Source organism: Streptomyces sp. HNM0575 (assembly GCF_012726265.1).
In the GTDB taxonomy this organism is placed as follows: domain Bacteria; phylum Actinomycetota; class Actinomycetes; order Streptomycetales; family Streptomycetaceae; genus Streptomyces.
In genome coordinates, this window is the sequence record NZ_JAASAG010000009.1 from 237,636 (window position 1) to 263,143 (window position 25,508).

A 25,508-nucleotide genomic window follows, 5' to 3' on the forward strand; every position below is an offset into this window, starting at 1 on the left:
GGAGACACTGCGTGAAGGTGACCGTGGACGAGGACAAGTGCTGCGGTGCCGGGGCGTGCGTCCTGGCCGCCCCGGACGTCTTCGACCAGCGTGACGACGACGGCATCGTCGTCCTGCTCGACGCCGGGCCAGACGCCGCGGAACAGGCGGCGGTGCGCGAGGCCGCCGAGGTCTGCCCGGCCGGAGCCATCACCGTGAGCGGCTCGTGACCGTGCCCGCCTCCGTCCTGGTGGTCGGCGCCTCCGCCGCCGGACTCGCCACCGCCGAGATCCTGCGCCGGCGCGGCTACCAGGGCACGCTGACCGTGCTCGGCGAGGAGCCTCACGCGCCGTACGACCGTCCGCCGCTTTCGAAGCAGGTGCTGGCCGGGCACTGGGAGCACGAGCGGGCCGCCCTCCGGGACGAGGCTCAACTGGCCGCGCTGGGCGCGGAGTTCGTACTCGGCGAGCGTGCCGTCGGACTCGACGCCGGGGCACGGACCGTCCGCACCGCCACCGGACGCAGCCTGTGCGCCGACGCCGTCGTGCTCGCCACCGGGGTACGGGCGAGAAGGCTCCCCGGACAGCCGGACCTCGCCGGGGTGCACGTGCTGCACACCCTGGACGACGCGCTGGCACTGCGCGCCGATCTGCTGGCGCGGCCCGGGGCGGACCGGCCGAACTCACCCGGGACAACGGGGAACTCACCCCGGACAACGGGGACATCGGGCTCGCCGGACGCCTCGGGGAAGCGGCTCGTCGTCGTCGGGGACGGCGTGCTCGGCTGTGAAGTCGCCGCCACCGCACGGCAGATGGGCGCGGAGGTCACCCTGGCGGGCCCGCAGCCCGCGCCGATGGCGGCACAGCTCGGCCACGGCGCGGCGGGGCTGCTGGCCCGGCTGCACGCCTCCCGCGGCGTACGGCTGCGGCCCGGCGCCGCCGTGGAGAGCCTGACCGGCGAGCGGGGGCGCGTCACGGGGGTCCGGCTGGAGACCGGTGAGACGCTGCCCGCCGACGTGGTCGTGGTCGCGCTCGGCGCCGTACCCGCCACGGACTGGCTGGAGGGCAGCGGGCTGCCCACGGACGACGGAGTGGTGTGCGACTCCCGCTGCCGGGCGGCCGACGGCGTCTACGCCGCGGGAGACGTCGCACGCTGGCACCACGAAGTGCTCGAAGCCCATGTGCGCTTGGAGAACCGCACGAACGCCACGGAACAAGCACTCGCCGTGGCCTCGGTGCTCCTGGGCGGGGACCGGCCCTACCGTCCGGTGCCGTACTTCTGGACCGACCAGTTCGACGTCAAGGTCCAGGTCCACGGACGACCCGCCGGCGACGACGAATTCACCGTCGTGGAAGGGGACATGGCCGACGGACGCTTCGTCGCCCTCTACCGACGCGGCGGTGCGACCACCGGCGTCCTCGGCTGGAACATGCCGAAGCAGACGCTTCCGTACAGACGGGAGCTCGTGAAGGCCTACTCCGCGCTCACTCCGGCGCCCTGACCCCTGCGCCCCTTCCCCACTTTCCACTCCGTAGCCGAACGCCCCCGCACAGCCCGGCCCGACCGCGCCCTGCCCGTACGCCCGACGGCGTCGTCAACGGCGAAGCGGGCCATCCGAGTTGAGAGGACGACATGACCGGAACGCTCTCCCCGGCCGAACGGCAACAGGCCGAGATCCCCGAATACCCGATGCCACGCGCGGCGGCCTGCCCGTTCGACCCGCCGCCGGAACTGCGTGAACAGCAGGAGAAGGGCGCGCTCACCAAGGTCCGCCTGTGGGACGGCAGTACGCCGTGGCTGGTGACGCGGTACGCCGACCAGCGGGCACTGCTCACCGACCCCCGGGTCAGCGCGGACATCACACGCCCCGGATATCCCAGCCAGGCCGCGAGCCGGACCAACAACATCGGCTTCATCCTGATGGACGACCCCGAACACGCGCGGCTGCGGCGGATGGTGACCGCGCCCTTCACCATCAAACGCGTGGAGAGCCTGCGGCCGAGGGTCCAGCAGATCGTGGACTCCCTCATCGACGACATGCTCTCCGGGCCCCAACCGGTGGACCTGGTCGAGGCCTTCGCCCTGCCCGTCCCCTCGCTGGTCATCTGCGAACTGCTCGGAGTCCCCTACGCCGACCACGACTTCTTCCAGGAGAACAGCCGGACGATCATCAACCGCCACTCCACCGTCGAGGAGCGGGGCGCCGCCCTGGGCCGCCTGTCGGAGTATCTGGACGCGCTGGTGGGCGAGAAGACCGGCAGCCCCGCCGAGGACCTGCTCTCCCGGCTCGCGGAACGCGTGAAGGACGGCGAGCTGGCCCGGCCCGAAGCGGCACGCATGGGCGTGCTGTTGCTGATCGCGGGCCACGAGACGACGGCCAACATGATCGCGCTGGGGACGCTCGCCCTGCTGGAGAACCCGCGCCAACTCGACGCGCTCCGCGAGACGACCCACCCGAAGCTGATCGCCGGAGCAGTCGAGGAACTGCTGCGCTACCTCCACATCACCCACAACGGACGGCGCCGCGTGGCGCTGGAACCGATCGAGATCGACGGGCAGTTGATCGAAGCCGGTGACGGACTGGTCATCCCCAACGACATCGGCAACCGCGACCCTGAGGCCTTCGCCGACCCCGACCGCCTGGACATCCGCCGCGACGCCCGGCACCACGTCGCCTTCGGCTTCGGCGTCCACCAGTGCCTGGGACAGCCCCTGGCACGGATGGAACTCCAGGTCGTCTACGGCACCTTGTACCGCCGCGTCCCCACCCTGCGTCTCGCCGCCGCGCTGGAGGACGTCCCGTTCAAGCACGACGGCTCGGTCTACGGCGTGTACGAACTGCCGGTCACCTGGTGACTTCGGCGCCCCGTCCTCCCACACCACCGTCCCCCGGCCCGGAAGCCGGGCGGGTCCTCTCGTAAGGAGTGCAGCGTGAAGGTCATCCTCGACCAGGACAAGTGCGTCTCCTCGGGCCAGTGCGTCATGGCCGCCCCCGGGGTGTTCGACCAGCGGGACGACGACGGCATCGCGGTCCTGCTCGACGACTCCCCCGCCCCCGCGGACGCGGAGGACGTGCAGCACGCCGCGGCGGTCTGCCCCGCCGTGGCCATCCGCATCGAGCAGTGATCGCGGCCTGCCGGCTCAAGCTGCCGGGGCCACCCATCAGCACGGCCTGCCGTATCAGTACGGCAGGCCGCCCGCTGCCGCCTCTAGGGCGACGTGCAGGGATGCGGCAAGCGTGCTCTGCGAGGTGTCCGCGTCGTCGTCCGTGCAGTGCAGCGCGAAGTCCTCGGCCGCAGCGCGCAACGCCCCGTTGATCGTGGCGGCGTGCACCTTCACCCGGAGATCGTCGGAGGGCTTTCCGGCCCGCCGGGCCAGGAGTTCGGTGAACACCGGCAACGCGTCGTCGTGGGCCTGGAGCCACACGGCTCGCAAGGCGGGCTCGGTCCGGGTCATCCGGATCAGGTGCAGGACGGCGGCGTCGGGCGGTGCGAAGTTGCCCTGCCGGCAGGTGGCCGTGAGGTAGTCCACCAGGCCCGTCTCCCGCGGCCAGTGATGCAGGTGGTCGATCGCGACCTCCAGGCCGGCCGTCAGGAGCGGGCGTATGCAGCTCTCCTTGTTGGGGAAGTGGCGCCACAGAGTGCGGGCCGATATGCCCACGCTCTGTGCGATCTCCTCGCCGGTGGTGGGTGTGACGCCCTGCGCGGCGAAGAGGCGGACGGCTTCCCGGGCGATGTCGAGCCGGAGCGCGTCCCTGCGGCGGTCGGCGAGTGACGGCCGATGATCGGAGGGCCGGACCGCCGCCGGGTTCCGTGCCGCTCTGTCGTACACGTCCGTCCGCCCCTCCAACATGTGTCCGATCACGGCAGCATACGAGACACCGATGTGTCACATGAAGACGCCTTGTCACTGACTGACACGGCCTTCTAGACTCCCGCCCGTACCACCGGTAACTACTCGGTTTCCGGGGGGACTTACACGCGCGCCGCACAGAACGGGACCCCGTCCATGTGCGGTTCAGGTCGCTCCAGGTCGCTCCAGGTCACATCACCCCTCGACCGCATGCGCTGCGCGACTCCGGCTCACACCCCCGGACCGGGCGCCCAATCCCGGTCCGGCTCCTGCCTGTTCCCTCATCAAGCCTTCCGAAGGAGTTGCCCATGGCCACCACACGGCGCACCGTGCTCGCGGGCGCGGCCGGACTCGGAGCAGCGAACCTGTTCGCCGCTCCCGCCGCCGCGACCTCACCGGCACGCGTGAGGCTGACGAGGGAGGAACACCGTGCCGTCGTCATCGGCTCGGGATTCGGAGGCGGTGTGGCGGCCCTGCGGCTGGCGCAGGCCGGAGTACCGGTCACCGTCCTGGAGCGCGGACGGCGCTGGCCGACCGGCCCGGACGCCGAGACGTTCCCCAGCATGGCGAGCCTGGACAAGCGCGCCCTGTGGTACGGCACCGTCCCGGAAGCCCTCCGGCCGCTGGCGCGGCTCGCCGGCGCTCCGCTGGACTTCCAGCCCTACGTCGGACTTCTCGAACCGGTGCTCGGCGAGAACATCCTGGCCATGTGCGCGGCCGGAGTCGGCGGCGGCTCGCTGGTGTACCAGGGCATGACGCTGGAGCCGTCGGAGGCCGTGTTCAACACCTGGCTGCCCGAGGAACTGGACTACCGGCGCATGCACCGCGTGCACTACCCGAGGGTCGCGAAGATGCTGCGGGTCGCCACGGCGCCGCAGTCGCTGATCCGTACCCCCAACTACACCGCGTCGAGGTTCTTCGCCGAGCGCGTGCGGGAGGCGGGCTACGGACTGGAGAAGATCCCCATGCCGATCGACTGGGACTACGCCCTGGCCGAGTTGCGCGGCGAGATGAAGGCCTCCTACACCAACGGAGACTGCGCGCTCGGCGTCAACAACGGCGGCAAGCACTCCGTCGACGTGACCTATCTGAAGCAGGCCGAGGCGACGGGAAGGGTCACCGTCGCCACCCGCCACCACGTCACCGGCATCGCCCGCGCCAAGGACGGCCGCTGGCGAGTGCACGTCGACAGGACCGACGACACGGGCCGCGTACTCGAGCAGAAGATCCTCACCACGCGGGCCCTCGTCATGGCGGCCGGCAGCCTCAACACCAGCAAGCTCCTCGTACGCGCGGGCGCCACGGGCGCGATCCGCGACCTGCCGACCGGACTCGGCGAAGGATGGGGAACCAACGGCGACCGGATCTACGCCTGGACCAGCCTCGACGAGGACTTCGGCGCCGAGCAGGGCGGCCCGGTGGTCTACGGCAGCAAGGCCTGGGACGAACCGGCGACCGCCAACACCATCATCCAGGCCTCGGTGCCCCCGCTGGGACTCGATGCGAGGACGACCATGCTGGTCGGCTTCGGGGTGAGCGCCGACCGGGGCCGCTTCCGGTACGAGCCGGCCACCGATTCCGTCGCGCTCCACTGGCCCCGCAACGGCGACGAGGCCAGCCACAGCCATATCCACCGGCGGATCTCGAAGGTCTCCCGAGGGCTCGGCACCCTCACCGACACCAACCGGCTGGTCAACAGCACCTGGCACCCGCTCGGCGGCGCCTCCATGAAGACCGTCTGCGACCTCGAAGGCAGGGTGCACGGCCAACGCGGCCTCTACGTACTCGACGGCGCCCTCATCCCCGGCACCACAGGAGCGTGCAACCCGTCGATGACCATCGCCGCCGTGGCAGAACGCGCGATGGACACCATCCGCGCCCAGGACATCGGCACCGTCATCTGAATCGGGGTTTCAACGGATCGGTTTCCACCGATCGGACACCACGTCCCGAATGGTGAGAACAGGTTGTGCGGGCGGGGAAGTTCGGACAGGGTTCTGCGCATGCCGCGACACCACCTCCCCGAGCGCACCGCCTACCGGCTCGTGCTGCTCGGCGTGAGCGAGCACGCGGTCTCCGACATCCACTGTCGCTGAGCCTTTCCCGGGCTCGCCGAGGCACTGCGCCCCGAGTCCGGCGTCCCGACCAGACGCAGGTCTCCCTTCCCTCGTCGTCGGAAGCGCGCGCGGGTACGGCTCAGGGCCCTTCCGGCTGCCTTCTGACGGCAATTCAGCCCGAAAGGCCCCGTCCTCGATGCGTTACGACAGACCGATATCACGCCCTGCCGTCACCACGGCCGCCGCAGTGGTCCTCCTGACGGGGGTCTCCGCCTGCGCCGGGCCGCAGAACTCCGGTGACGGCCCGGGCGACGGAAAACCCGCAAGAGGCGGCGAACTGACCGTCCTCAACGCCGATCCGCAGACGAACTCCGACCCCGCACGGCTCTACACCTCCGGCGGCGGCAACGTCCCCTCGCTCGTCTTCCGTACGCTCACCACCCGCCACCGCGCCGACGGCGCCGCGGGAACGAAGGTGGTGCCGGACCTGGCCACCGGCCTCGGCACTCCGAGCAAGAACGCCACGGTGTGGACCTACAAGCTGAAGAAGGGCCTGAAGTACGAGGACGGCTCCTCCATCACCTCCTCGGACGTCAAGTACGGCGTGGAGCGCTCCTTCGCCGCCGAACTCTCCGGCGGCGCACCGTACTTGCGGGACTGGCTCATCGGCGGCGAGAAGTACGAGGGCCCCTTCGGGAAGGGGAAGCAGGGCAAGGGCGCATCCCTCGACTCCATCGAGACGCCGGACGAGCGCACCGTCGTCTTCCGGCTGAAGAAGCCCGTCGGGGACTTCCCCTTCCTGGCCACGCAGACGCAGTTCGCGCCGGTGCCGGAGAAGAAGGACACAGGCACGGAGTACGAGAAGCGCCCGCTCTCCTCGGGTCCGTACAGAGTGGTCAAGAACACCGGCGACGGCGAGCGGCTGCAACTCGCGCGCAACCCGCACTGGTCGGCGAGCACCGACAGGGAGCGCAAGGCCTACCCGGACAGGATCGATGTGCGGTCCGGACTGGACGAGGCCGTGGTCAACCAGCGGCTGTCCACCAGCTCGGGCGCCGACGCGAAGGCGATCACCACCGACGTGAACCTCGGCCCCGCCGAACTCGCCCGGCTGAAGGACGACGAGGGGCTGAAGGACCGTGTCGGCGTCGGCCACTTCGGCTACACCGACTACCTCGCGTTCAACCCCGAGGTGAAGCCGTTCGACGACCCCAAGGTGCGGCAGGCGATCAGCTACGCCGTCAGCCGCAAGAGCGTCGTCAACGCCGCGGGCGGCTCCTCTCTCGCCGAGCGCGCCACCACCTTCCTGCCGAACCAGAAGGCGTTCGGATACAGGCCGTACGACCACTTCCCGGCGGGTGCCGACGGGAACCCGGCCAAGGCCGGGAAGCTGCTGAAGGAGGCCGGGCACGGCGACGGCCTGACGGTCACCCTCACCCACTCCACGCAGCGCAACCGCGAGACGGGGCCCGAGATCGCCACCGCCGTGCAGGAGTCCCTGAAGAAGGCCGGCATCAAGGTCAGGCTGCGGGGGCTGGAGGACAACGACTTCTACGAGGAGCGCACCGGCGTCAAGGGCGAGCCGGGATTCTTCCTCTCCCGCTGGGGCGCCGACTGGCCCGGCGGCCAGCCCTTCCTCGCGCCGATCTTCGACGGGCGCCAGATCGTCAAGGACGGCGCCAACTTCAACCACGCGCACCTGAACGACCCGGAGATCAACAAGGAGTTCGACGAGGTCGGCAGCATCACCGATCCCGATGCCGCCGCGAAGCGCGGGGGTGCGCTGGATGAGAAGATCGGCGCCAAGGCCCTCAGCGTGCCGCTCTTCCACCCCGTCTACCGGCAGTTGGTCGGCAAGGACGTCAAGAACGTCGTGATCAGCAACTGGACGGGCGTGCTGGACATCTCGCAGGTGGCGGTCAAGTAGTGGCCGCACAGGACCTGTTGGCGCCTCTCCCGCCCGGTGCGGCGCCGGGCCCCGCCGCAGGCGGGAGGGGCGTCGGGCGCAGACTGCTCGCCCGGCCCGCGGCCGTCGTCTCGGCCGCGGTACTGGCGGTACTCGTTCTGGCGACGCTCGCGGCGCCACTGCTGACGGCGCTCGGCGGCCAGGACCCGTTCACCTACCACGACGATCTGATCGACTCGGCGAGCGGCGGTGCGCCGCTGGGCGCCTTCGGGGGCGCCGGGGCGGAACACTGGCTGGGCGTCGAACCGGGCACGGGACGCGACCTGTTCGCGCGACTCCTCCATGGAGCGCGGGTCTCGCTGCTGGTGGCGGTCGGCTCCACGACGCTGCAAGTCGCGGCCGGCGTCGTCATCGGACTCACCGCGGCGCTCGGCAGCCGGTGGGCCGACCAGGTCCTCGGCCGGATCACCGATGTGATGGTGGCCTTGCCGATGCTCATCCTGGCCGTCGCCCTCACGGCCGTGGTGCCGGAGGACTTCCCGCGCCCCGCCCTCCTCATCCTCGTCATCGGCCTGCTCGGCTGGGGCGGCACGGCACGCGTCGTACGGGCTCAGACCCAGGCGCTGTGGCGCCTCGACCACGTCGAGGCGGCACGGCTCGGCGGCTCGGGGCCGTTGCGCATCGCACGCCGGGAGCTGCTGCCGTCGCTTGCCGCGCCCGTCATCACCTACGCCGCGATCCTGCTGCCCACCAACATCGTCGTCGAGGCGTCCCTGTCGTTCCTCGGCATCGGCGTGCAGCCGCCCACGCCCTCCTGGGGGCAGATGCTCTCCACCGCCACCACCTGGTTCCGCGCCGACCCGATGTACGTGCTGCTGCCCGCCGGGTTCCTGTTCGTCACCGTGCTGGCCTTCACGGTGCTGGGCGACGCCGTGCGGGCTGCGCTCGACCCCCGCGAAGCCGGCCGGTTGCGTGCGGGCACCCGCAGGGAGAAGACGGAGAAGCCCGCGTGAACCTCGTCCGGTTCGGAGCCAGGCGGCTGGCGGGGGCCGTGCTCGTGCTCCTCGCGCTCAGCGCCGCCGTATACGCGCTGTTCTATCTCGCGCCCGGCGACCCGGCGCGGCTGGCCTGCGGGGAGCGGTGCAGCCCGACGCAGGTCGCCCTCGTGCGTCACCAACTGGGCCTGACGGAACCGGTGTTCACCCAGTACCTGCACTTCCTACAGGGCGTCGTGGCCGGCCGCGACTTCTCGGCGGGCACCTCCGTCCTGCACTGCGACGCGCCCTGCCTCGGGATCTCCTACCGCAACGACCAGCAGGTCACTCACCTTCTGCTGGACCGGCTGCCGGTCACCCTCTCCCTCGCCGTGGGCGCGATGGTGCTGTGGCTGCTGCTCGGTGTCGGTACGGGCCTGCTGTCGGCGCTGCGCCGCGGCGGACTGACCGAACGCACCCTCACCGTTCTCACGCTGGTCGGCAGCAGCACTCCGGTCTTCATTCTCGGCCTGCTGCTGATGATGGCGGTCTGCGCCTACCTCCAGTGGCTGCCCTTCCCCACGTACGTGCCACTCGGCGAGGACCCGGAGCAGTGGGCCTGGAACATGCTGCTGCCGTGGACGACGCTCGCGCTGTTCGAGAGCGCCAAGTACGCGCGCCTGACCCGCTCTTCGACCCTGGAGACGCTCGCCGAGGACCATATCCGCACCTTCCGTGCGTACGGGGTGAGCGAACGGGCCGTCGTCGCCCGGCACGCGCTGCGCGGAGCGCTGCCCCCGGTGATCACCCTCACCGCGCTGGACCTGGGCACGATGCTGGGCGGCGCGGTGCTCACCGAGACGCTGTTCGGACTGCCGGGGCTCGGTCACCTGCTCATCGACGGTGTACGCGTCGTCGATCTGCCGCTGGTCGTCGGGATCGTGCTCGTCATCGGAGCGGCCGTCGTCGCCGCGAACGCCGTCGCGGACGTCGTGCACGCCCTCGCCGACAGAAGGGTGTCCCTTCCATGACCCGGCCCCTCCCCCTCATCGAAGTCGCGGACCTGACCGTCGACTTCTTCGTGGGCACCGAGACCGTCCGGGCCGTGGAAAGGCTCACCTTCGGGCTGGCGCACGGGGAGGCGCTGGGCATCGTGGGCGAGTCCGGCTCCGGCAAGTCCACCGTGGCGAGCGCCCTGCTCGGCCTCCACCGGGGCACCGGGGCACGGGTCACGGGCCGTGTCCAAGTCGACGGCACGGACGTGCAGAGCGCATCCGCACGCGAGTTGAGGCGGCTGCGGGGCGGCACGGCGGCGATGGTCTTCCAGGACCCGCTCTCCTCCCTCGACCCCTTCCTCGCGGTCGGCGACCAGATCGCCGAGGTCCACCGCGTGCACACTCCGGGCGCCACCCGCAGGTCCGCACGGCAGCGCGCGGTCGCCGTGCTGGACCGGGTCGGCATCCCGGAGGCGGCCCGCCGATCGCGGTCGCGGCCGCACGAGTTCAGCGGCGGCATGCGGCAGCGCGCGCTCATCGCGATGGCGCTGGCGTGCGAGCCGCGTGTCCTGGTCGCGGACGAGCCCACCACGGCCCTGGACGTGACCGTGCAGGCCCAAATCCTGGACCTGCTGCACGAGTTGCGCACCGAGAGCGGCCTGGGCCTGGTGCTGGTCTCGCACGACCTCGGCGTGATCGCGGGCAGCGTGGACCGGATGCTCGTGATGAAGGACGGGCGTGAAGTCGAACAAGGCCCCGTGCGCCGGACGTTGAACTCCCCGTCGCAGCCTTATACGCGCCGCCTGCTGGACGCGGTCCCGCGGATCGACGCCGCGGTCCCGGGGATCGAGGCGCCGCTCGCGGCTCCCTCCTCCCCGCCGGACGGCGAGGCCCTGCTCGAAGCCGTGGCCGTGCACAAGGAGTTCGGGCGCCGCACGTCCCGCACGAAGGCGGTGGACGGTATCTCCCTGAGCGTCCGCGAGGGCGAGACCCTCGGCGTCGTCGGCGAGTCCGGCAGCGGAAAGACCACGCTCGGGCGGGTGCTCGTACAGCTCCTGCGGCCCAGCAGCGGCCAAGTGCGCTACCGCGGCAGGGAGTTGAACGGCATCAGCCGGGACCTTCAGATGGTCTTCCAGGACCCGCTCTCCTCGCTCAACCCGCGCCGCAGCATCGGGGAGTCCGTGGCCGACCCGCTGCGCGCCGCCAGGACGTCGACCGACCGGGAGATCACCGCCCGCGTACGGGAGTTGCTGGAGCGGGTGGGGCTGGATCCCGGCTGGTACCACCGTTATCCGCACGAACTCAGCGGTGGCCAGCGCCAGCGCGTGGGCATCGCCCGCGCCCTCGCCCCCTCCCCGAAGGTCGTCGTGTGCGACGAGCCCGTCTCGGCGCTCGACGTCACCACACAGGCCGAAGTGCTCGACCTGCTCGCCGGATTGCAGCGCGACCTGGGGCTCTCGATGGTCCTGATCGCGCACGATCTGGCGGTGGTGCGCCAGGCCAGCAACCGGGTCGCGGTCATGCGCGACGGACTCGTCGTGGAGGAGGGCCCGGCGGAGGCTCTCTACGCATCGCCGCAGAACCCCTATACGAAGGCCCTGTTGGCAGCCGTGCCGGTGCTGGACCCGGACGAGGCGGCCATACAGCGGTCGGCACGCGGTGCGGCACGCGCGGAACCCCCGGGCGCGCCAACCGCCGTCGGCACCCGCCCCGCCGCCGGGAGGCGGTGAGGGCGAGCTGCCCGAGCGCGGAGACGGAGGCCGGGAATGCCGTGCCGGCGAGGCAGGTTGCACCGCGGTATGAAGGCAATCGGTCTCCACGACTTCGGCGGTCCGGAAGTGCTGCGGGCACTGGAGCTGCCCGAACCGCAGGCGGGCCCCGGTGAGGTCCGCATCCGCGTGCACGCGGCGTCGGTGAACCCGACCGATGTCCTGCTGCGGACCGGCGGCCACGCCGTCCGCATGACCGGCCGTCAGCCCCCGTTCGTGCCCGGCATGGACGCCGCCGGCGTGATCGACCAGCTCGGTCCCGGCGCCGACGGCCGGCTCGCCGTGGGCCAACGGGTCGTCGCCATGGTGCTGTTCAGCGGTCCGCACGGCGGGGCCTACGCCGAGCAGGTCGTCGTGCCCGCCGCCTCGGTGGTGCCGGCGCCCGAGGGGGTGGACTTCCCCGCCGCGTCCACCCTGCTCATGAACGCCATGACAGCGCGCCTCGCCCTGGACGCGCTGGCCCTGCCGCACGACGCGACCGTCGCCGTGACCGGTGCGGCCGGCGCCGTCGGCGGGTACGCGGTCGAGCTGGCCAAGGCCGACGGGCTGACCGTCATCGCGGACGCCGCCCCGCACGACACCGGCCGGGTGCGCGGCTTCGGCGCCGACCACGTCGTCGAGCGCGGCCCCGATGTCGCCGCTCGCATTCGCGCACTGGCACCCCACGGTGTTCCCGGCCTCGTCGACGTCTCGACGCAGACCAGCGAGACGGTGCCCGCCGTCGCGGACGGCGGAACGCTGGCCGAGCTGCGGGGCTGGTCCGGCCCGGCCGAACGCGGCGTCCGCGTGCGCCCGGTGATGGTGACGGACGGCATCACCGACACCGAGGGGCTGAACACGCTGTGCCGCCAGGCCGAGGAGTCCACGCTGACGCTGCACGTCGCCGAAGTGCTGCCCGCCGACGACGCGGCGAAGGCCCATCGCATGCTGGAGGCCGGCGGCGTGCGCGGCCGGCTGGTGCTGGACTTCTCCTGACGGCGACGTCGACTGGCCGTGCGGGCCCGCCCCGCCGCCGCTCGGCTGACCTTCCTCGCGTCCTCGATCGCCTTGGCTCTCAGGAGCAACGGAACACCACGGGATGCGTGAACTCCGCCGCGTCCTCGTCCCGCCAGTGCGGGTTCACTGCCGATGGGGGCATCCGTGGTGGAACGAATCGTCGTAGTGGGCGGGGTCGTTGGGGTAGAAGTTGGGCCGCTGGTCCGCGTCGTCGTAGTAGCGGTGGAAGACGGGGGTGATGCCGCCTGAGACCGGCGGGACGATCCAGCTCCAGTCCGTGGGCACGGTCCGGCCCTGGCGCTCCTCCTTGGCCAGGTGAGTGAGGAAGCGGCGGGACTCCGTGTGGTGGTCGGTGATCCGGACCCCCGCGGCACGGAACGAGTGCAGGACGGCGACGTTGAGCTCGATCAGCGCACGGTCGCGCCACAGCGTGCTCTCCTCGCTGGTGTCCATGTCGAAGCAGGCGGCGACGTCGCGCAGCAGGTTGTAGCGGCCTTCGTCGACCAGATTGCGGGCCCCTATCTCGGTGCCCATGTACCAGCCGTTGAACGGCGCGAGCGGGTAGTCCATGCCGCCGACGCGCAGGCTCATGTTGGAGATGGCCGGTACGGCGTGCCAGCGCAGGCCGAGGTCGGCGATCCCCGGGCAGTGCGGGTGGGCGATCTCGACCTCGAGGACCAACTCCCGTGGCACGTCGAAGAGCTGGGGCTTGTCGTCGGGGGCGTCGATGAGCCAGGGCAGTATGTCGAAGGGCCCCTCGGGGTCCCGCCAGCCGAAGCGGCGCACGAGATCGGTGAAGTCCACGTAGGCCGCGTCGCCCAGCACCGTGCCGTCCTCCAGGCGATGCCCGGCGTAGCGGATGAGCTGGTCGTTCCACACTCTGGGGGCGGGCTTGCCGGGGGCGTCGGGGGCGAAGACGGAGATCATGGGGCGGACGCGGCCGCCGTTGGTCGCCTGACGCAGGTGCTCGCGCAGGTGCTGGTGGATCTCCTCGGGGGTCGTCGCGTCACGGCAGTCCACGACGCGCAGGCTGTTCCAGTACAGGCGGCCGATGCAGCGCCTGGAGTTGCGCCACGCGACACGGGCACCGAAGGCGAGTTCGTCGCGGGTGTGGCGGTAGGTGCCCTTGGTGTCGATGGCGGCACGGACCTCGCGGAGACGCCGGCTGAGCGGGACCGGCTGATCGGGCTGCTCGGCGTGGAACCGGCGCAGGAACTCCTCTGCCTCGTCCCGGTCGGCGGCACCGCTGGAATCCGTTCCCGAGTCGGTGTCGTGACGGGCGGATGTGGGGGGTGGGAAGGTGTTGGAAGTCACGGTTTCCTCGAAGGAGGCGGGACGTCGGGACCGGCTGGCGTACCGGGTTCCCGACTGGTCGGTCTGCGAGCAGCACACAGGCGGGGACGGAAGGAACGCGCGGCCGGCGGGAGTTGCCGGACCGTCAGGCCGATGTCCATCTCGCTGCCCCTCGTCGATCTGAGCCTTGAGGCTGTCGCAGGTGAAGCGTCCCGGGGGAAGAACGGGCTGCACGGCATCGAGGTCTTCGGCCTCGAACCGCACGTCGCGTTCGCGGTGGGCACGGCCCCGGAGCCGGAATTGAAGGGTGACCCGCGGCCGTACGGCTCCTGCACATCGCTCCTTGCTGTCCCCATATATGGAACTTCCACACGACCCCGCTGAGGTCCCTTGAGCATTCAACCGCTTCCGCCCGCACAAATGAGACGGGCGGCAAAGGGCGCACGAACTCCCACAGGGTAGGACAGTTCACGGCGACGTATCGCCCCGATCACGATTTACGGTCGGGACCTGTGAGAAGCCCCCCAGCGACAAGCAAAGCTATTGCAGGATCCGGGGTCCGGTGTTAGGTCCGTCACTTCTATCGGCCACGGCCCCATTGCCCGGGTACGGCTCGCATACCGCGCCCACGGAGTGCGGCTTCCGTCGCGGCATCAGCCCGTCGAAGTGCGCTGATTTCGGATCGCGGTAATCACCGCGATCTCCACGACCCGGCTCCATTCCGGACCCGTCTCTCAGATGTACTTAAGCCGGCCTGCTGCTGAACTGAGCCTGATTGCCTGTCAATTCGCCTGATGCGTACCGACGTTGAGTCGTGTGCATTGAGATGCCATGCGCATTGAGAGCTGATGGGACGCGCTCGGGAATTCCCAGGCACCGTTCAGTCCGCCAAGGTGCCCTGGTGGAAGTAGATGCGCCAGCCGGTTTCCGTCAGACGCCACAGTGAGCTTCGCCAGGCCCGGCGCCCTCCGTTGTCGGAGAAGTACGTCAAGTGAACGATCCCCGGGGCGAGTACGGCCCCTGACATCTCGCTGACCTCGACCGGACGCCCCGGATCGCTCGATCCGGCACTCGTCACGGTGAGGATCGATCCTGCGTCCCACCGGCGCCCGGACGCTCCGAACTCGGTGAACTCCGGGTCCAGCAGCTCCGAGACAAGGGCCGGCGAAGCACGCACGTCAGGGTCGAGAAGCCGCAACTCCGCCGCGACAGCCGCCTGGACGGCCCGCTCATCGTCGTCTGTCATGCGCTGACTCCATGGACGTCTCTCGTCATATCGCGGCGAATGGTTCGCCCGCCGAGCAGCACCGGACGCGGCACGGCAACGAGTTGCTCACCGGCGCGAAGCCTCTCCCCCTCAGGGGACCGCACGGATCAGCACGAGGGACCCCAACAAGGTGGGCTGCTCCCTGAGGGAGCCGTAACGCTCGTCCCAGAGCCCCGAGTCGAGGTCTGATCGCAGCCGGTCGGTGTACTGCTCCTGTACGGCCGGTTCCACGAAGCTCCACGCCGAGCACGCCTGTCTGGCCGCGGGGTCGAGAAGCAGCTCGGGACGGGCGTAGTACGCCTCGTTGAAGCCGTCGGTGCAGTCGATCGGGATCGGGACGCGCTTCACCGTGGAGTCGCCCCCGAGAACTCCGGTGATCTCACTTGTCGCCGGGTAGCGCCGTGCTTCGGTCTCCAGGACGAGCGGGGCGTACTCGTACAGCCAGAAATCGCGAACAAGCACCGGGTCACACGTAAGCAGGACCACCGGGCCGCGGCTTACGCGCCGCATCTCCTTCAGCCCCGCTTCGAGATCGCCCCATTGGTGCACGCTGAACGTGCTCATCGCCGCGTCGAAACTGTCGTCACTGAACGGGAGTTGCTCGGCTGTCGCATCCACCGCCGGCGAGAGCGCAGGCGAGCGCTGGGCTCGCATGGACCGTGAAGGCTCCACCGCGGTCACCTTCAGCGTGGTGGACTCGTACGATCCGGCACCCGCCCCCACATTGACCACGGTCCGGGCGTCGCCGAGTGCCTGGGAGATGGTCTCCGCGATCCGCGGATCCGGACGACGGTAGGAGCTGTAGGTGGACCCGATGGCGCCGTAGTCCGCATCGCCTGCGCTGCCGTCTGCTCGTTGTTCGGTCACCGTATGAAACTAGTCCGGCGGCTCTTCTCGCGCTCACGCTTTTCCGGAGCGAAGGCAGGTGCCTGTACGGGCATCAACCCAGGCCGCAGCGCCATGGGCATGGCGCTGGCAGCCGTCAGCCGTCAGCCGACAGTCGGCCGTCGGCCGTCGGCCGTCGGCAGCCGCTTCGTACCGGCGTGACTCAGTGGGCGACGTCCATGTCCTGTGTGCCGATGACCGACAGCAGCCGCAGCGCCTCCTCGGACGCCGAACCCGGGGCTGCCGTGTAGATCACGACCTGCTGGTCGCGGTCGGTGATGTCGAGAACATCGCAGTTGACGGTGACCGGGCCGACCAGCGGGTGCTGGAAGGTCTTGCGCTGCGTGGTCTTGGCGCACACGTCGTGGGACTCCCAGAGCCGGGCGAACTCCTCGCTTCCGGCGCGGAGTTCATTCACGAGCCGGGTCACCTCGGGATCGCCGGGGTAGCGCGCGGCGGTGGCCCGGAGGCCTCGGGCCGAACGGCGGGCGAACTCGTCGACGTCCGACACTCCGTACAGCCGCCGCCCCTGCGGGTGCGGCCCGAGGAAGACACGGCGCACGAGGTTGCGGTCGCGCCGGGGCAAGGCGGAGAAGTCCTCCATCAGGGCAGCCGCGAGATCGTTCCAGGCGATCACCTCGTACATCGCGGAGGTCACGATCGCGGCGGCCTGCGGCAGCCGCCGCAGCAGGTCGATGATGCTCTGCCGCACCTGGCGCGAAGGCCCGGGCAAGGGGCCCGGCGGCACCCCGGCGAGGTGGTGGAGGTGATCGCGCTCGGCATCCGACAGGCGCAGCGCACGGGAGAGCCCGTCCAGCACCTCCCGCGACGGGCGCGGGCCGCGGGCCTGTTCCAGGCGCGTGTAGTACTCCGTGGAGATGAACGCCAGCTGTGCTGCTTCCTCGCGGCGCAAACCCGGGGTGCGGCGACGCTGCCCGGCGGGCAGCCCCACCTCCGCGGGCCCGATGCGCTCACGCCTGCTGCGCAAAAAATCAGCCAGCTCTCGTCTGTCCACACCCCCATAGTGCGCGGATTCGCAGGGCCCAGCCAGGTACCGGCAGTGCCTGGATACACACTGCGGCCCGCCGCACTCTCGGTGCCATGGACAACACACCGACCACCGACACATCCGCCCCGGGGCTGCTGGCCGGCAAGGTCGCCTTCGTCAGCGGCGCCGGCCGCGGGATCGGGGCCGCCGCGGCTCGGCTGTTCGCGAGGGAGGGCGCCCGTGTCCTGCTCGCGGCCCGTACGGAGTCCCAACTCGAGGCGGTGACCGCGGAGATCCGGGCGGACGGCGGCACCGCGGACCATGTGGTGTGCGATCTCGCTGACGCGGCAAGCGTCCGCGCCGCGGTGGACCGCGCCCTCGGCCTCTACGGAAGGATCGACCTGGCCTTCAACAACGGTGCGGCCATCACGCCGCCCGGCCCGCTGGACCAGGTGCAGGAGAGCGACTTCGACCGGCTCTACGCCGTCAACCTGAAAGGACTCTGGCTGGCCATGACCGCGGAGATCGACGCGATCAGGGCCACCGCCGGGACCGGCGCCATCGTCAACAACTCCAGTGTCGGCAGCCTCAGGGGCAACCCGGAACTGCCCGCCTACGGTGCGATGAAGCGGGCCGTCAACAGCCTCACCGAGTCGGCGGCCATCACCTGCGGCCCGGAAGGCATCCGCGTCAACGCCATCGCCCCCGGCAACACGCTGACCGAGATGATCCGCACCTGGGAAGCGGATTCGCCCGGCCTCCAGGAGCGGCTCACGAGCCGGACCCCGCTGCGCCGCGCGGCCGACCCCGACGAGATCGCCGAGGCTGCCGCCTGGCTCCTCAGCGACCGCTCCTCCTACGTGACCGGCACGATCCTGCGAGTGGACGGCGGCGCGGGAACCTGAGCCGGGTCCTGCCGCAATTCGCCTTTTCCAGCCAATGGATAGGCAACGGAAAAGTGTGCTCATTTGTGTCAGCCAGCCACTCACCGTCACAATCGGCTACGGAACAAAATCGTCAACCGGATATCGCGCACTGCACAGCGCACCTCAAGAGCCACGGCATGAACTATCGGAAACGCAGGATTATACTGTTGTGACCGCCGTACGCGAAGTGAGGTGTGATGGGCTCACTCCCCGATTCGGAGAGCGGCCGGTGGACGCCCACCGGCGACGGTACGGCGGCGGCCGTCGTCGATGGCGACGGAATCATCGTGGGGTGGAGCGCGGCGGCCGAATCGCTGTTGGGATACGCCGCGGGCGACCTCTGCGGAAGGCACGTGAGCTGCCTGCTCAGCGACCCCGAAAGCTGGGACGGACTCCTCGTGGACCTCGCCGGGCTGAGGGAGCTGCGCAATCGGTCCGGCTCGAACTCCCCTGTATATGTGCGGGTGGAAGAGTTCGAATTCCCGGCCGTGAAAGACGATTCCCGTTTCTCGCTCGTGCTGTTCTTCAGCGTTCCCCGATCGGATATCCGCGAGCAGAACGAGGCTCTGATCCGTACTCTGCTCTCTCAGAACCATCCGGGTCTCGTTGTCTACAACCCCGATCTGAGTATCCAGCAGGCCGGCCCTCCCCTGACCTCCGCGGTGGGAAAGCGGCCACGGGACTTTCTCGAAGCGGAGGACGCCGACGCGCTTGAGGATCAACTCGGACGGATCCTCAAAACGGGCGAGCCGCTGGTCGATTGGGAACACGACATGCGGCCCCGGCACGAACCCGGCGGCGGGACAGTGCAGTCGATCACGGGCTTCCGGCTGCTGGGTCCCGGAGGCGACTTGCTCGGAGCGGCCACCTTCGCAAGCGACGCGGTGGCCCGTGAGCGGGGCCGGCAGCGCCTGGACCTCCTGCATCAGGTCATGGCCAACATCGGTGTCTCGCTCGATGTGGCCCGCACCAGCGAGGCCCTCGTGAAGGTGCTCGTCCCGGACTTCGCGTCCTGGGCAGCCGTCGATCTGGCCGCCGCGGTGCTGGACGGTGATCAGCTGCCGGATCTGGAGGGTCCCTGGCCGGCCCGTCAGCGGCAGGCAGCCACCGCCCAGGCACGGGACGACCTGCACATCGACCTGGCGCGACGGGCCAGGGTCATGCACGAGACGCCGGAGACCCCGCGGACCCGCGTTCTGCGCCAAGGCCAGTCCATCCTCACCCCCGACCTCTCGGTGCTCTTTCACGGAGAGCCCGAGCAAGCCGCGTTTCTGCGGTCGATCTATCCGGAGGAAGCACGCTCGGTGATCGTTGCGCCGCTGTACACCCGCGAGGGCCTGCTCGGGGTTCTGGGCCTGGCTCGCACCGCGGACACGGTCCCGTTCAATGAGGAGGACCTGGCGCTGGTGGAGGAGATCACTCCGCGCGCGGCGCTGAACATGACCAACGCCTGGCGGTTCGCCCATGAGCACAGGACGGCCGTCGCGTTGCAGCGCAGCCTTCTGCCCCGGCCCTCGACGAAGAGCACGGCAGCGGAGACGGCCGGCATCTACGTGTCGGCCGGCGTAGGGGCGGGCGTCAGCGGCGACTGGTACGACATCATCCCGCTGTCGTCGCTGCGGTCCGCCTTCGTCGTGGGTGACGTCGTCGGACACGGACTACAGGCCACGGCCATGATGGGACGTCTGCGCACGGCAGTTCAGAGTTTCGCCGATCTCGACCTGGACCCCGAAGAGCTCCTCTCACGGCTGGACGACCTCGTGCTGCGTGCCGCGGCCGAGCAGGAGACGGCCTCGGGCTCGGGTGAGGGCAGCGCGACGGGGGCCACCTGCCTGTACGCCGTGTACGACCCCGTCAGCCGCCGGTGCGTTCTTGCCAGCGCGGGACACCCGCCACCGGCCCTGGCCCAGCCCGACGGGACGGTCGGCTTCGTCGGCCTGGATCCGGGGCCTCCGCTGGGCATCGGCGGCATGCCCTTTGAGACCACGGAGCTGGAACTCGCGCCCGGCAGCGTGCTCGCCCTCTATACCGACGGGCTGGTGGCACGGCGGCAAAGCGACATGGGCGTGGGAATGGAGAAGCTTCGCCGCGAGGTCGGGGACGCCGCCCTTCAGACCGGCACCGGGTTGCAGGACCTCAGCCGTGACGTCGTCACCGCCATGATGCCGGCGCACCCGGTGGACGACGCGACGCTGCTGTTGACCCGCACGCACGCCGTCCCGGCGGCGAACACCGCTTTCTGGGAGCTGCCGAAGGACGATGAAGCGGTCGCTCAGGCACGCACTCTGGTCACCAGGCAACTGACCGCCTGGGGCCTTGACGAACTCGTCTTCACAGTCGAGATCGTCGCCAGCGAACTCGTCACCAATGCCATCCGCTACGGCGGCAGTCCCATCGGGCTGCGACTGCTCCACGACAAGGTCCTGGTGTGCGAGGTCACGGATTCCAGCGACACCCAGCCCCGTATGCGCCGGGCCCGCTCCCTGGACGAAGGCGGCCGTGGCCTGTTCATCGCCGCCCAGCTGACCCAGCGCTGGGGAAGCAGATCCGGGCGTTACGGCAAGACCATCTGGGTCGAGCTGGCGCTGCCCGAGGGGACGTGAGGCCGCGAGCTCGGCGCGACCAAGTCACCACGCGTACGCCTCCGGTGCGGCGCCCGGCCCGGGGAAGATCCGGTCGAGTTCGGCGAGTTCGCCCTCGGACAGGCTCAGGTTCGCCGCCCGGATCCCGTCTTCGAGGTGCCGCATCGTGCGCACTCCCACGATGGGCGCGGTCACGCCCGGCTGGTGCAGCAGCCACGACTGTGCGACCACGGCCGGCGGCTGCCCGATGTCCCGGCACAGCTGCTCGTACCGTTCGATCTGCCGCCGGCTGCGGGAGAGACCATCGGCCGCCCGCTTGCTGGCCGTTCGTGCGGCGGTCTCGTCCTTGGCGAGGACGCCGCCGAGGAGGCCGGAGTTCAGCGGGCTGTAGGGCATGACGCCGATGCCGTAGGCACGGCAGGCCGGCAGCACTTCGAGCTCGACGGTCCGTTCCATCAGGTTGTAGATGCTCTCCTCGACGACGATGCCGAGCAGGTTCCGCCTCAGTGCCGCCTCCTGGCCCCGGGCCAGGTGCCAGCCCGCGAAGTTGCTGGTGCCGGCGTAGCGGATCTTTCCCTCACGCCTGAGGTCGTCCAGTACCTCCCACAGCTCGTCCCAGCTCGTCATGCGGTCGACGTGGTGCAGCATGAACACATCGAGCACATCCGTCCGCAGGCGCGCGAGGGACGCCTCGCAGGCTTTCCGCAGGTGCCTGGCCGACAGATACATGTCGTTGGCGCCCTTGCCCATCCGCCCGTACGCCTTCGTCACGAGGACGACGTCGTCGCGGCGTCCCGGATCGCGGGCGAGCCAGCGGCCGATGATTCTCTCGGTCTCGCCCTTCGCCTCCGAGTGGTCGGAGACCGTGCGGTTCGCGTCCGCTCCGTACACGTCGGCGGTGTCGAGCAGATTGACCCCGGCCTCCAGGGCGGCGCTCATGACGGCGTGGGCCTCCGCCTCGGGGGTGGCGGGCCCGAAGTTCATCGTGCCCAGTGCTACGGGAGCGACCCGCAGGCCGGTCCGGCCCAGCGTTCGGTGTTGCACCTCAGGACTCCTTGTCGCGGAAGCGGTCGGGCGAGAACTGGCCGATCGGCACCGAGCCGGCGCCGTCGAGAGCGAGGTCGACGCATACGTCGCCGCTGGCGGTGGCGTGTTTGAATCCGTGCCCGGAGAAGCCGCCAGCGAGAACCAGCGAGGGTGCCAGCGAGGAGACGCCGATCACGAAGTCCCGGTCGGGCGTTGCCGAGTTCATGCAGGGCTGCGCGGCGGTGTGCACCGGGTTGAGGCCGGGGAAGGCCCGCCGGCAGAAGGCTTCGGCCGGGTCGGTGTCCCGGGCGTCGATCGGGTAGGTGTTGTCGTCGGCGTGCTGGAGGCGCGGCTTCGGCGCGGACGGCCCCGCGCCGATCTTCACCCCGGCTCCGTCGACGTCGGTGATCCCCCAGCCGTCGAGATCGCCGCTCTTGCGCACGAAGACCGGGAATCTCTCCGGGCCGTAGAGCTCGGGGTGCGGGCCGGTGAACCAGACCAGCGGGGAGCGCACGATACGGAGAGGCAGCCCGAGTTCGGGAATCAGATCGGTGAACCAGGCGCCGGTCGCGACGATCGCGCGTCTCGCCCGCACCTGTTCCGTCCCGGTGGCGATGCGGACGCCGTCCGCGTCGTGGTGGATCGCGGAGACGGGAGACCCCAGCCGGATGTCGGCTCCGTGCTTCCGGGCCATGGTGAGGGCGGCGCTCACACATCTCTCGGGGTTCAGCACCCCGGCTCCCGGCTCGAAGACCGCGACGTCGTCGGCGATCGTGGCGTGCTGCGGGAAGCGCTGCGCGAGTTCGTCGGGTTCGAGGAGCGCGTGCTCGAAGCCTCCCTCACGCGCGGATTCCAGTGCCCGCTCGATGGCGCCGCTTCGGGGCGGGCCGATGCACAGCCCGCCCGTTCTCTGGAACAGCACGGACGAGGATGCGGCCTCGAGTTCACGCCAGAGCTCGCGTGCCCGGTTGACGAGCGGCACGTACGCGGACCCTTCGAAGAGCGTCCGCCGGTAGATTCTCGATCCGCCGTGCGAGGACCCTCGCGCGTGCGCCTCTCCGAACTGCTCGATCCCGATGGTGCTGGCGCCGCGTGCTGCGGCCCGCCAGGCGGCCATGGAGCCGACACCGCCGAGACCGAGCACTGCAACGTCGTAGATGCGGGGGCTTGTCACTCCGTACTCCCTGGCTAGAGGACCTTGGACAGAAACGCCTTGGTGCGCGGGTGGCGTGGTGCGTCGATCACGTCCGCCGGGGGCCCGGATTCGACGATCGTGCCCGCGTCCATGAAGACCAGGGAGTCCGCGACCCGTCGTGCGAAGCCGATCTCATGGGTGACGATGATCATCGTGAGCCCCTCGTCCGCGAGGTCGCCGATGACGTCGAGCACCTCGCCGACCAGCTCCGGGTCGAGCGCCGACGTCGGTTCGTCGAACAGCATGAGCTTGGGGCGCATCGCCAGCGCCCTTGCTATCGCGACACGTTGCTGCTGCCCGCCGGAGAGGCGGCGCGGATAGACGTCCAACTTCTCGCCCAGTCCCACCCGTTGGAGGAGCGCGGTGGCCCGCTCGACGGCCGCGGCCCTGGACTCGCCCCGTACGAGCATGGGTGCCGCGATGACGTTCTCCAGCGCCGTGCAGTGGCTGAAGAGGTCGAAGTCCTGGAAGACCATTCCGATGTCCGCGCGCTGCCGGCTCTGCTCCTTCTCGGAGAGCTCGTACAGCCGCTCGCCGCGCCGGCGGTAGCCGAGGAGTTCGCCGTCGACCCAGAGGCGGCCGTACTGGATCTGTTCCAGGAGGTTGATGCACCGCAGAAACGTGCTCTTGCCGGAACCCGACGGACCGATCAGGCACATGACCTCGCCCCGCCGGACTTCGAGATCCACGCCTTTGAGGACTTCGTTGCGCTGATAGCTCTTGTGCACCTGCTCGGCCCGTACGAGCACCTCCGGTGTCATGACGGCCTCCGGTCGGCTGCGGTGGTACGGGACCAGGTTCGAGAGCGTTGCCCGCGGGGCTCCGCGTCGGGGGAGAACTTCCGCTCGATCCAGGACTGGAGGAGGGTGAGGACGGAGACCGTCACCAGATAGAGGATCGTCGCCACGATCAGCAGGGGGATCGTCTGGAAGTTCCGCGAGTAGACGATCTGTGCGCTGTAGAGCAGATCGGGGATGGCCAGGACGCTCACGAGTGACGTCGTCTTGAGCATGGAGATCGTCTGGTTCCCCGTCGGCGGCACGATGACGCGCATGGCCTGCGGAAGCACGATCTTCCGCATGGTCTGGAGGCGGGTCATGCCGAGGGCGCTCGCCGCGCGGATCTGTCCCTCGGGCACGGAGAGGATCCCGGCTCTGACGATCTCCGCCATGTAGGCGCTCTCGTGCAGGGCGAGTCCGAGGAAGGCGGCCGTCATCGGAGTGATGACGTGGTTGGCGCTGAAGGACGTCAACTCGGGCCCGCCGAAAGGCAGTCCCACCACGATGCGGGGATAGACGGCGCTCATGTTGAACCAGAAGAGGAGCTGGACGAGCAGCGGCGTTCCGCGGAAGAACCAGACGTACGCGGCCGCCGAGCCGGAGAGCAGACGGTTCCTGGAACTGCTCATCACCGCGAGGACGATGCCGATGGCGATGCCCGCGGCCATCGACAGCGCGGTGAGCCACAGGGTGAGCCACAGGCCCTCCATGACGGTCCGCGCCGTGAGCCACTGGCCGACCACGTCCCACTGGAAGCGCGGGTTGGTGACCACGGACCACGCGCCCGCGGCCAGCGCGAGGCCGACCAGTCCGGCTCCCACCAGCCGGCCCGGATGACGCTTGGGCACGAGCCTGATGTGCAGGTCGGGCGGTCCTTCCGATGCCGTGCCGGCCGCCGCCGGGCCGCGGGCGGCGGATTCCTCGGTGTGCCCCTGGAGTTGGCTGGTCCGGTTCGGCATGGCTCACGCACACCCCTTGCGCAGGGGCTGGTAGTAGTACGTGTGCCCCGGCTTGATCTCCTTCGGATCCTTGAAGATCTTCGACTCGACGACCCTTCCGTCGGGGCCCACACCCCAGGGGGCGGCGAGCTTCCGGTACTTCTTCGACAGCTTGGCGCCTGCCTCCGTGACGTCGGTGCCCCACTTGTCGCCGATCCGGTCGTAGACACCGGACTTGAGAAGCGAGTTGACCGCGGCCCGAAGCGGCTTGGCCAGGGACGAGCCCTTGGGCACCGCGATTCCGGCGATGCTGTGGCTGGTCTGGTAGACGCTGGTCACGCACAGTTGACCGTTCGAGCGGTCGGCGGCGTAGAGGATCTGGGGCTTGTCGTTCATCGCGACGTCCGCACGGCCGGACTGAAGGGTGAGCACCACCGCATTCGAATCGGGTACCTGGAGCACCTTCACGGGCTTCTTGCCGTGGCGGCGGCAGTACTCGCTGGCGTCGCCCAGTGCCTCGACCTGGCTGACGCCCTTCTTCACGGAGACGCGGTATCCGCAAAGGCCCTCGAACGAGTTGACCCTGATCCCCGAACCCTTCTTGATCAGGAACCCGCCGCCGGAGAGGTAGTAGGACACGAAGTCCGCGCTGGGCAGGCGCTCGTGCTCGATGCTGAAGGAGGACATGGCGGCGTCGTACCGGCGGGCCGCCAGGCCGGGGAGTACGGAGTCGAACGAGATGTTCTTCCAGCCGACCTTCAGGCCCATCGTGGCGCCGATCGCGTCGCCGAGTTCGATGGTGTAGCCGGTCAGCGTCTTGTTGTCCCCTTTGAAGAACACGATGGGCGCGTTCGGACCGTTGGTCGCGAACACGAGCTTCCCCTTGTCCTTGACGCCTTCGGGTACGAGCCGGACGACGTCGGGGTCGGCCTTCACCTCGGGGATCCGGCCTTTCGGTTCGTCCTCGTCCGGCTTCACCGACGACGGATCGGCGCAGGAGGCCAGCACGAGCAGGCTCAGAACGGCGGCCGTGAGAAGGGATGTTCGGCGCGGGCGTTTTCGGAGGGACATGGCTGCTCCTGGTATCGGTACTCCTGGGTG

Annotated in this window: 23 protein-coding genes; 13 read left to right on the forward strand and 10 right to left on the reverse strand. The window is 70.0% G+C overall.

What is annotated here, in order from left to right; genetic code table 11:
- Positions 1-11 precede the first annotated feature (11 nt).
- The 4 genes from HCC61_RS21960 to HCC61_RS21975 all read left to right on the forward strand — a co-directional run bounded on the left by HCC61_RS21960 (position 12) and on the right by HCC61_RS21975 (position 3,105).
- Complete coding sequence (locus HCC61_RS21960; protein WP_169137901.1) at positions 12-209, forward strand: ferredoxin; 198 nt, start codon at positions 12-14, stop codon at positions 207-209.
- Entirely contained in the window at positions 206-1,480 is a 1,275-nt protein-coding gene (locus HCC61_RS21965; protein WP_169137903.1) for an FAD-dependent oxidoreductase, read from the forward strand. Before HCC61_RS21960 ends, HCC61_RS21965 begins: the two co-directional genes overlap by 4 nt.
- Before the next feature lie 131 nt (positions 1,481-1,611).
- The gene (locus HCC61_RS21970; protein ID WP_169137905.1) at positions 1,612-2,835 is read left to right on the forward strand and encodes a cytochrome P450; all 1,224 of its coding nucleotides are present in this window, start codon (positions 1,612-1,614) and stop codon (positions 2,833-2,835) included.
- Positions 2,836-2,910: 75 nt separating this feature from the next.
- Complete coding sequence (locus HCC61_RS21975) at positions 2,911-3,105, forward strand: ferredoxin (protein WP_169137907.1); 195 nt, start codon at positions 2,911-2,913, stop codon at positions 3,103-3,105.
- Positions 3,106-3,159: 54 nt separating this feature from the next.
- On the opposite strand, the gene HCC61_RS21980 is transcribed toward HCC61_RS21975, so the two are convergent.
- On the reverse strand, positions 3,160-3,843 hold the full coding sequence (locus HCC61_RS21980) for a TetR family transcriptional regulator (protein WP_346777321.1): 684 nt from the start codon (positions 3,841-3,843) through the stop codon (positions 3,160-3,162).
- A gap of 296 nt (positions 3,844-4,139) precedes the next feature.
- Here HCC61_RS21980 and HCC61_RS21985 point away from each other — a divergent pair, with 296 nt between their 5' ends.
- From HCC61_RS21985 to HCC61_RS22010, 7 genes are all read left to right on the forward strand, one after another.
- Entirely contained in the window at positions 4,140-5,735 is a 1,596-nt protein-coding gene (locus HCC61_RS21985; RefSeq protein ID WP_169137909.1) for a GMC oxidoreductase, read from the forward strand.
- A 99-nt stretch (positions 5,736-5,834) separates the two neighbouring features.
- The gene (locus HCC61_RS31550) at positions 5,835-5,927 is read left to right on the forward strand and encodes an Ms4533A family Cys-rich leader peptide (RefSeq protein ID WP_346777322.1); all 93 of its coding nucleotides are present in this window, start codon (positions 5,835-5,837) and stop codon (positions 5,925-5,927) included.
- Positions 5,928-6,084: 157 nt separating this feature from the next.
- On the forward strand, positions 6,085-7,815 hold the full coding sequence (locus tag HCC61_RS21990; RefSeq protein ID WP_169137911.1) for an ABC transporter substrate-binding protein: 1,731 nt from the start codon (positions 6,085-6,087) through the stop codon (positions 7,813-7,815).
- 17 nt (positions 7,816-7,832) lie between these two features.
- Complete coding sequence (locus HCC61_RS21995; RefSeq protein ID WP_169138145.1) at positions 7,833-8,807, forward strand: ABC transporter permease; 975 nt, start codon at positions 7,833-7,835, stop codon at positions 8,805-8,807.
- Positions 8,804-9,799 (forward strand): ABC transporter permease, encoded by a 996-nt coding sequence (locus tag HCC61_RS22000; protein ID WP_169137912.1) that lies wholly within the window; start codon positions 8,804-8,806, stop codon positions 9,797-9,799. Before HCC61_RS21995 ends, HCC61_RS22000 begins: the two co-directional genes overlap by 4 nt.
- Positions 9,796-11,493 carry an ABC transporter ATP-binding protein gene (locus HCC61_RS22005; protein WP_169137914.1) on the forward strand — a complete coding sequence of 566 codons (1,698 nt, stop codon included), beginning with the start codon at positions 9,796-9,798 and terminating at the stop codon, positions 11,491-11,493. Before HCC61_RS22000 ends, HCC61_RS22005 begins: the two co-directional genes overlap by 4 nt.
- A 69-nt stretch (positions 11,494-11,562) precedes the next feature.
- Complete coding sequence (locus tag HCC61_RS22010) at positions 11,563-12,507, forward strand: zinc-binding dehydrogenase (RefSeq protein WP_169137916.1); 945 nt, start codon at positions 11,563-11,565, stop codon at positions 12,505-12,507.
- A gap of 144 nt (positions 12,508-12,651) precedes the next feature.
- Here HCC61_RS22010 and HCC61_RS22015 read toward each other — a convergent pair whose 3' ends face one another.
- The 4 genes from HCC61_RS22015 to HCC61_RS22030 form a co-directional block, all read right to left on the reverse strand.
- Entirely contained in the window at positions 12,652-13,842 is a 1,191-nt protein-coding gene (locus HCC61_RS22015) for a nitric oxide synthase oxygenase (RefSeq protein WP_169137918.1), read from the reverse strand.
- Positions 13,843-14,701: 859 nt separating this feature from the next.
- Positions 14,702-15,067 carry a DUF4440 domain-containing protein gene (locus tag HCC61_RS22020; protein WP_169137920.1) on the reverse strand — a complete coding sequence of 122 codons (366 nt, stop codon included), beginning with the start codon at positions 15,065-15,067 and terminating at the stop codon, positions 14,702-14,704.
- A 111-nt stretch (positions 15,068-15,178) separates the two neighbouring features.
- Positions 15,179-15,955, reverse strand: coding sequence for a class I SAM-dependent methyltransferase (locus HCC61_RS22025; RefSeq protein WP_169137922.1), 777 nt, complete (start codon positions 15,953-15,955; stop codon positions 15,179-15,181).
- Positions 15,956-16,136: 181 nt separating this feature from the next.
- Positions 16,137-16,988, reverse strand: coding sequence for a helix-turn-helix domain-containing protein (locus tag HCC61_RS22030; protein ID WP_169137924.1), 852 nt, complete (start codon positions 16,986-16,988; stop codon positions 16,137-16,139).
- A gap of 86 nt (positions 16,989-17,074) precedes the next feature.
- Here HCC61_RS22030 and HCC61_RS22035 point away from each other — a divergent pair, with 86 nt between their 5' ends.
- Positions 17,075-17,866: a glucose 1-dehydrogenase gene (locus HCC61_RS22035; RefSeq protein ID WP_169137926.1), complete on the forward strand. Its 792-nt coding sequence runs from the start codon at positions 17,075-17,077 to the stop codon at positions 17,864-17,866.
- A gap of 218 nt (positions 17,867-18,084) precedes the next feature.
- Positions 18,085-20,490 carry a SpoIIE family protein phosphatase gene (locus HCC61_RS22040; protein ID WP_169137928.1) on the forward strand — a complete coding sequence of 802 codons (2,406 nt, stop codon included), beginning with the start codon at positions 18,085-18,087 and terminating at the stop codon, positions 20,488-20,490.
- 24 nt (positions 20,491-20,514) lie between these two features.
- On the opposite strand, the gene HCC61_RS22045 is transcribed toward HCC61_RS22040, so the two are convergent.
- Genes HCC61_RS22045 through HCC61_RS22065 form a run of 5 tightly spaced genes read right to left on the reverse strand, consistent with a single transcriptional unit; the run spans position 20,515 to position 25,478 of the window.
- The gene (locus tag HCC61_RS22045; protein ID WP_169137930.1) at positions 20,515-21,513 is read right to left on the reverse strand and encodes an aldo/keto reductase; all 999 of its coding nucleotides are present in this window, start codon (positions 21,511-21,513) and stop codon (positions 20,515-20,517) included.
- A gap of 1 nt (position 21,514) precedes the next feature.
- Positions 21,515-22,669: an N-methyl-L-tryptophan oxidase gene (solA, locus tag HCC61_RS22050; protein ID WP_169137932.1), complete on the reverse strand. Its 1,155-nt coding sequence runs from the start codon at positions 22,667-22,669 to the stop codon at positions 21,515-21,517.
- Between the two features lie 14 nt (positions 22,670-22,683).
- Complete coding sequence (locus HCC61_RS22055) at positions 22,684-23,451, reverse strand: amino acid ABC transporter ATP-binding protein (RefSeq protein ID WP_169137934.1); 768 nt, start codon at positions 23,449-23,451, stop codon at positions 22,684-22,686.
- Entirely contained in the window at positions 23,448-24,428 is a 981-nt protein-coding gene (locus HCC61_RS22060) for an amino acid ABC transporter permease (protein WP_169137936.1), read from the reverse strand. The genes HCC61_RS22055 and HCC61_RS22060 overlap by 4 nt, the downstream gene beginning before the upstream one ends.
- Before the next feature lie 3 nt (positions 24,429-24,431).
- Entirely contained in the window at positions 24,432-25,478 is a 1,047-nt protein-coding gene (locus HCC61_RS22065) for an ABC transporter substrate-binding protein (RefSeq protein ID WP_169137938.1), read from the reverse strand.
- Positions 25,479-25,508 lie beyond the last annotated feature (30 nt).

Coding starts and splice junctions, on each gene's coding strand:
- HCC61_RS22060 (WP_169137936.1), bottom strand. CDS start 24,428: ATGCCGAACCGGACCAGCCAACTCCAGGGGCACACCGAGGAATCCGCC.
- HCC61_RS22035 (WP_169137926.1), top strand. CDS start 17,075: ATGGACAACACACCGACCACCGACACATCCGCCCCGGGGCTGCTGGCC.
- HCC61_RS21985 (WP_169137909.1), top strand. CDS start 4,140: ATGGCCACCACACGGCGCACCGTGCTCGCGGGCGCGGCCGGACTCGGA.
- HCC61_RS22065 (WP_169137938.1), bottom strand. CDS start 25,478: ATGTCCCTCCGAAAACGCCCGCGCCGAACATCCCTTCTCACGGCCGCC.
- HCC61_RS21990 (WP_169137911.1), top strand. CDS start 6,085: ATGCGTTACGACAGACCGATATCACGCCCTGCCGTCACCACGGCCGCC.
- HCC61_RS22010 (WP_169137916.1), top strand. CDS start 11,563: ATGAAGGCAATCGGTCTCCACGACTTCGGCGGTCCGGAAGTGCTGCGG.
- HCC61_RS22005 (WP_169137914.1), top strand. CDS start 9,796: ATGACCCGGCCCCTCCCCCTCATCGAAGTCGCGGACCTGACCGTCGAC.
- HCC61_RS21970 (WP_169137905.1), top strand. CDS start 1,612: ATGACCGGAACGCTCTCCCCGGCCGAACGGCAACAGGCCGAGATCCCC.
- HCC61_RS31550 (WP_346777322.1), top strand. CDS start 5,835: ATGCCGCGACACCACCTCCCCGAGCGCACCGCCTACCGGCTCGTGCTG.
- HCC61_RS22040 (WP_169137928.1), top strand. CDS start 18,085: ATGGGCTCACTCCCCGATTCGGAGAGCGGCCGGTGGACGCCCACCGGC.
- HCC61_RS22020 (WP_169137920.1), bottom strand. CDS start 15,067: ATGACAGACGACGATGAGCGGGCCGTCCAGGCGGCTGTCGCGGCGGAG.
- HCC61_RS22055 (WP_169137934.1), bottom strand. CDS start 23,451: ATGACACCGGAGGTGCTCGTACGGGCCGAGCAGGTGCACAAGAGCTAT.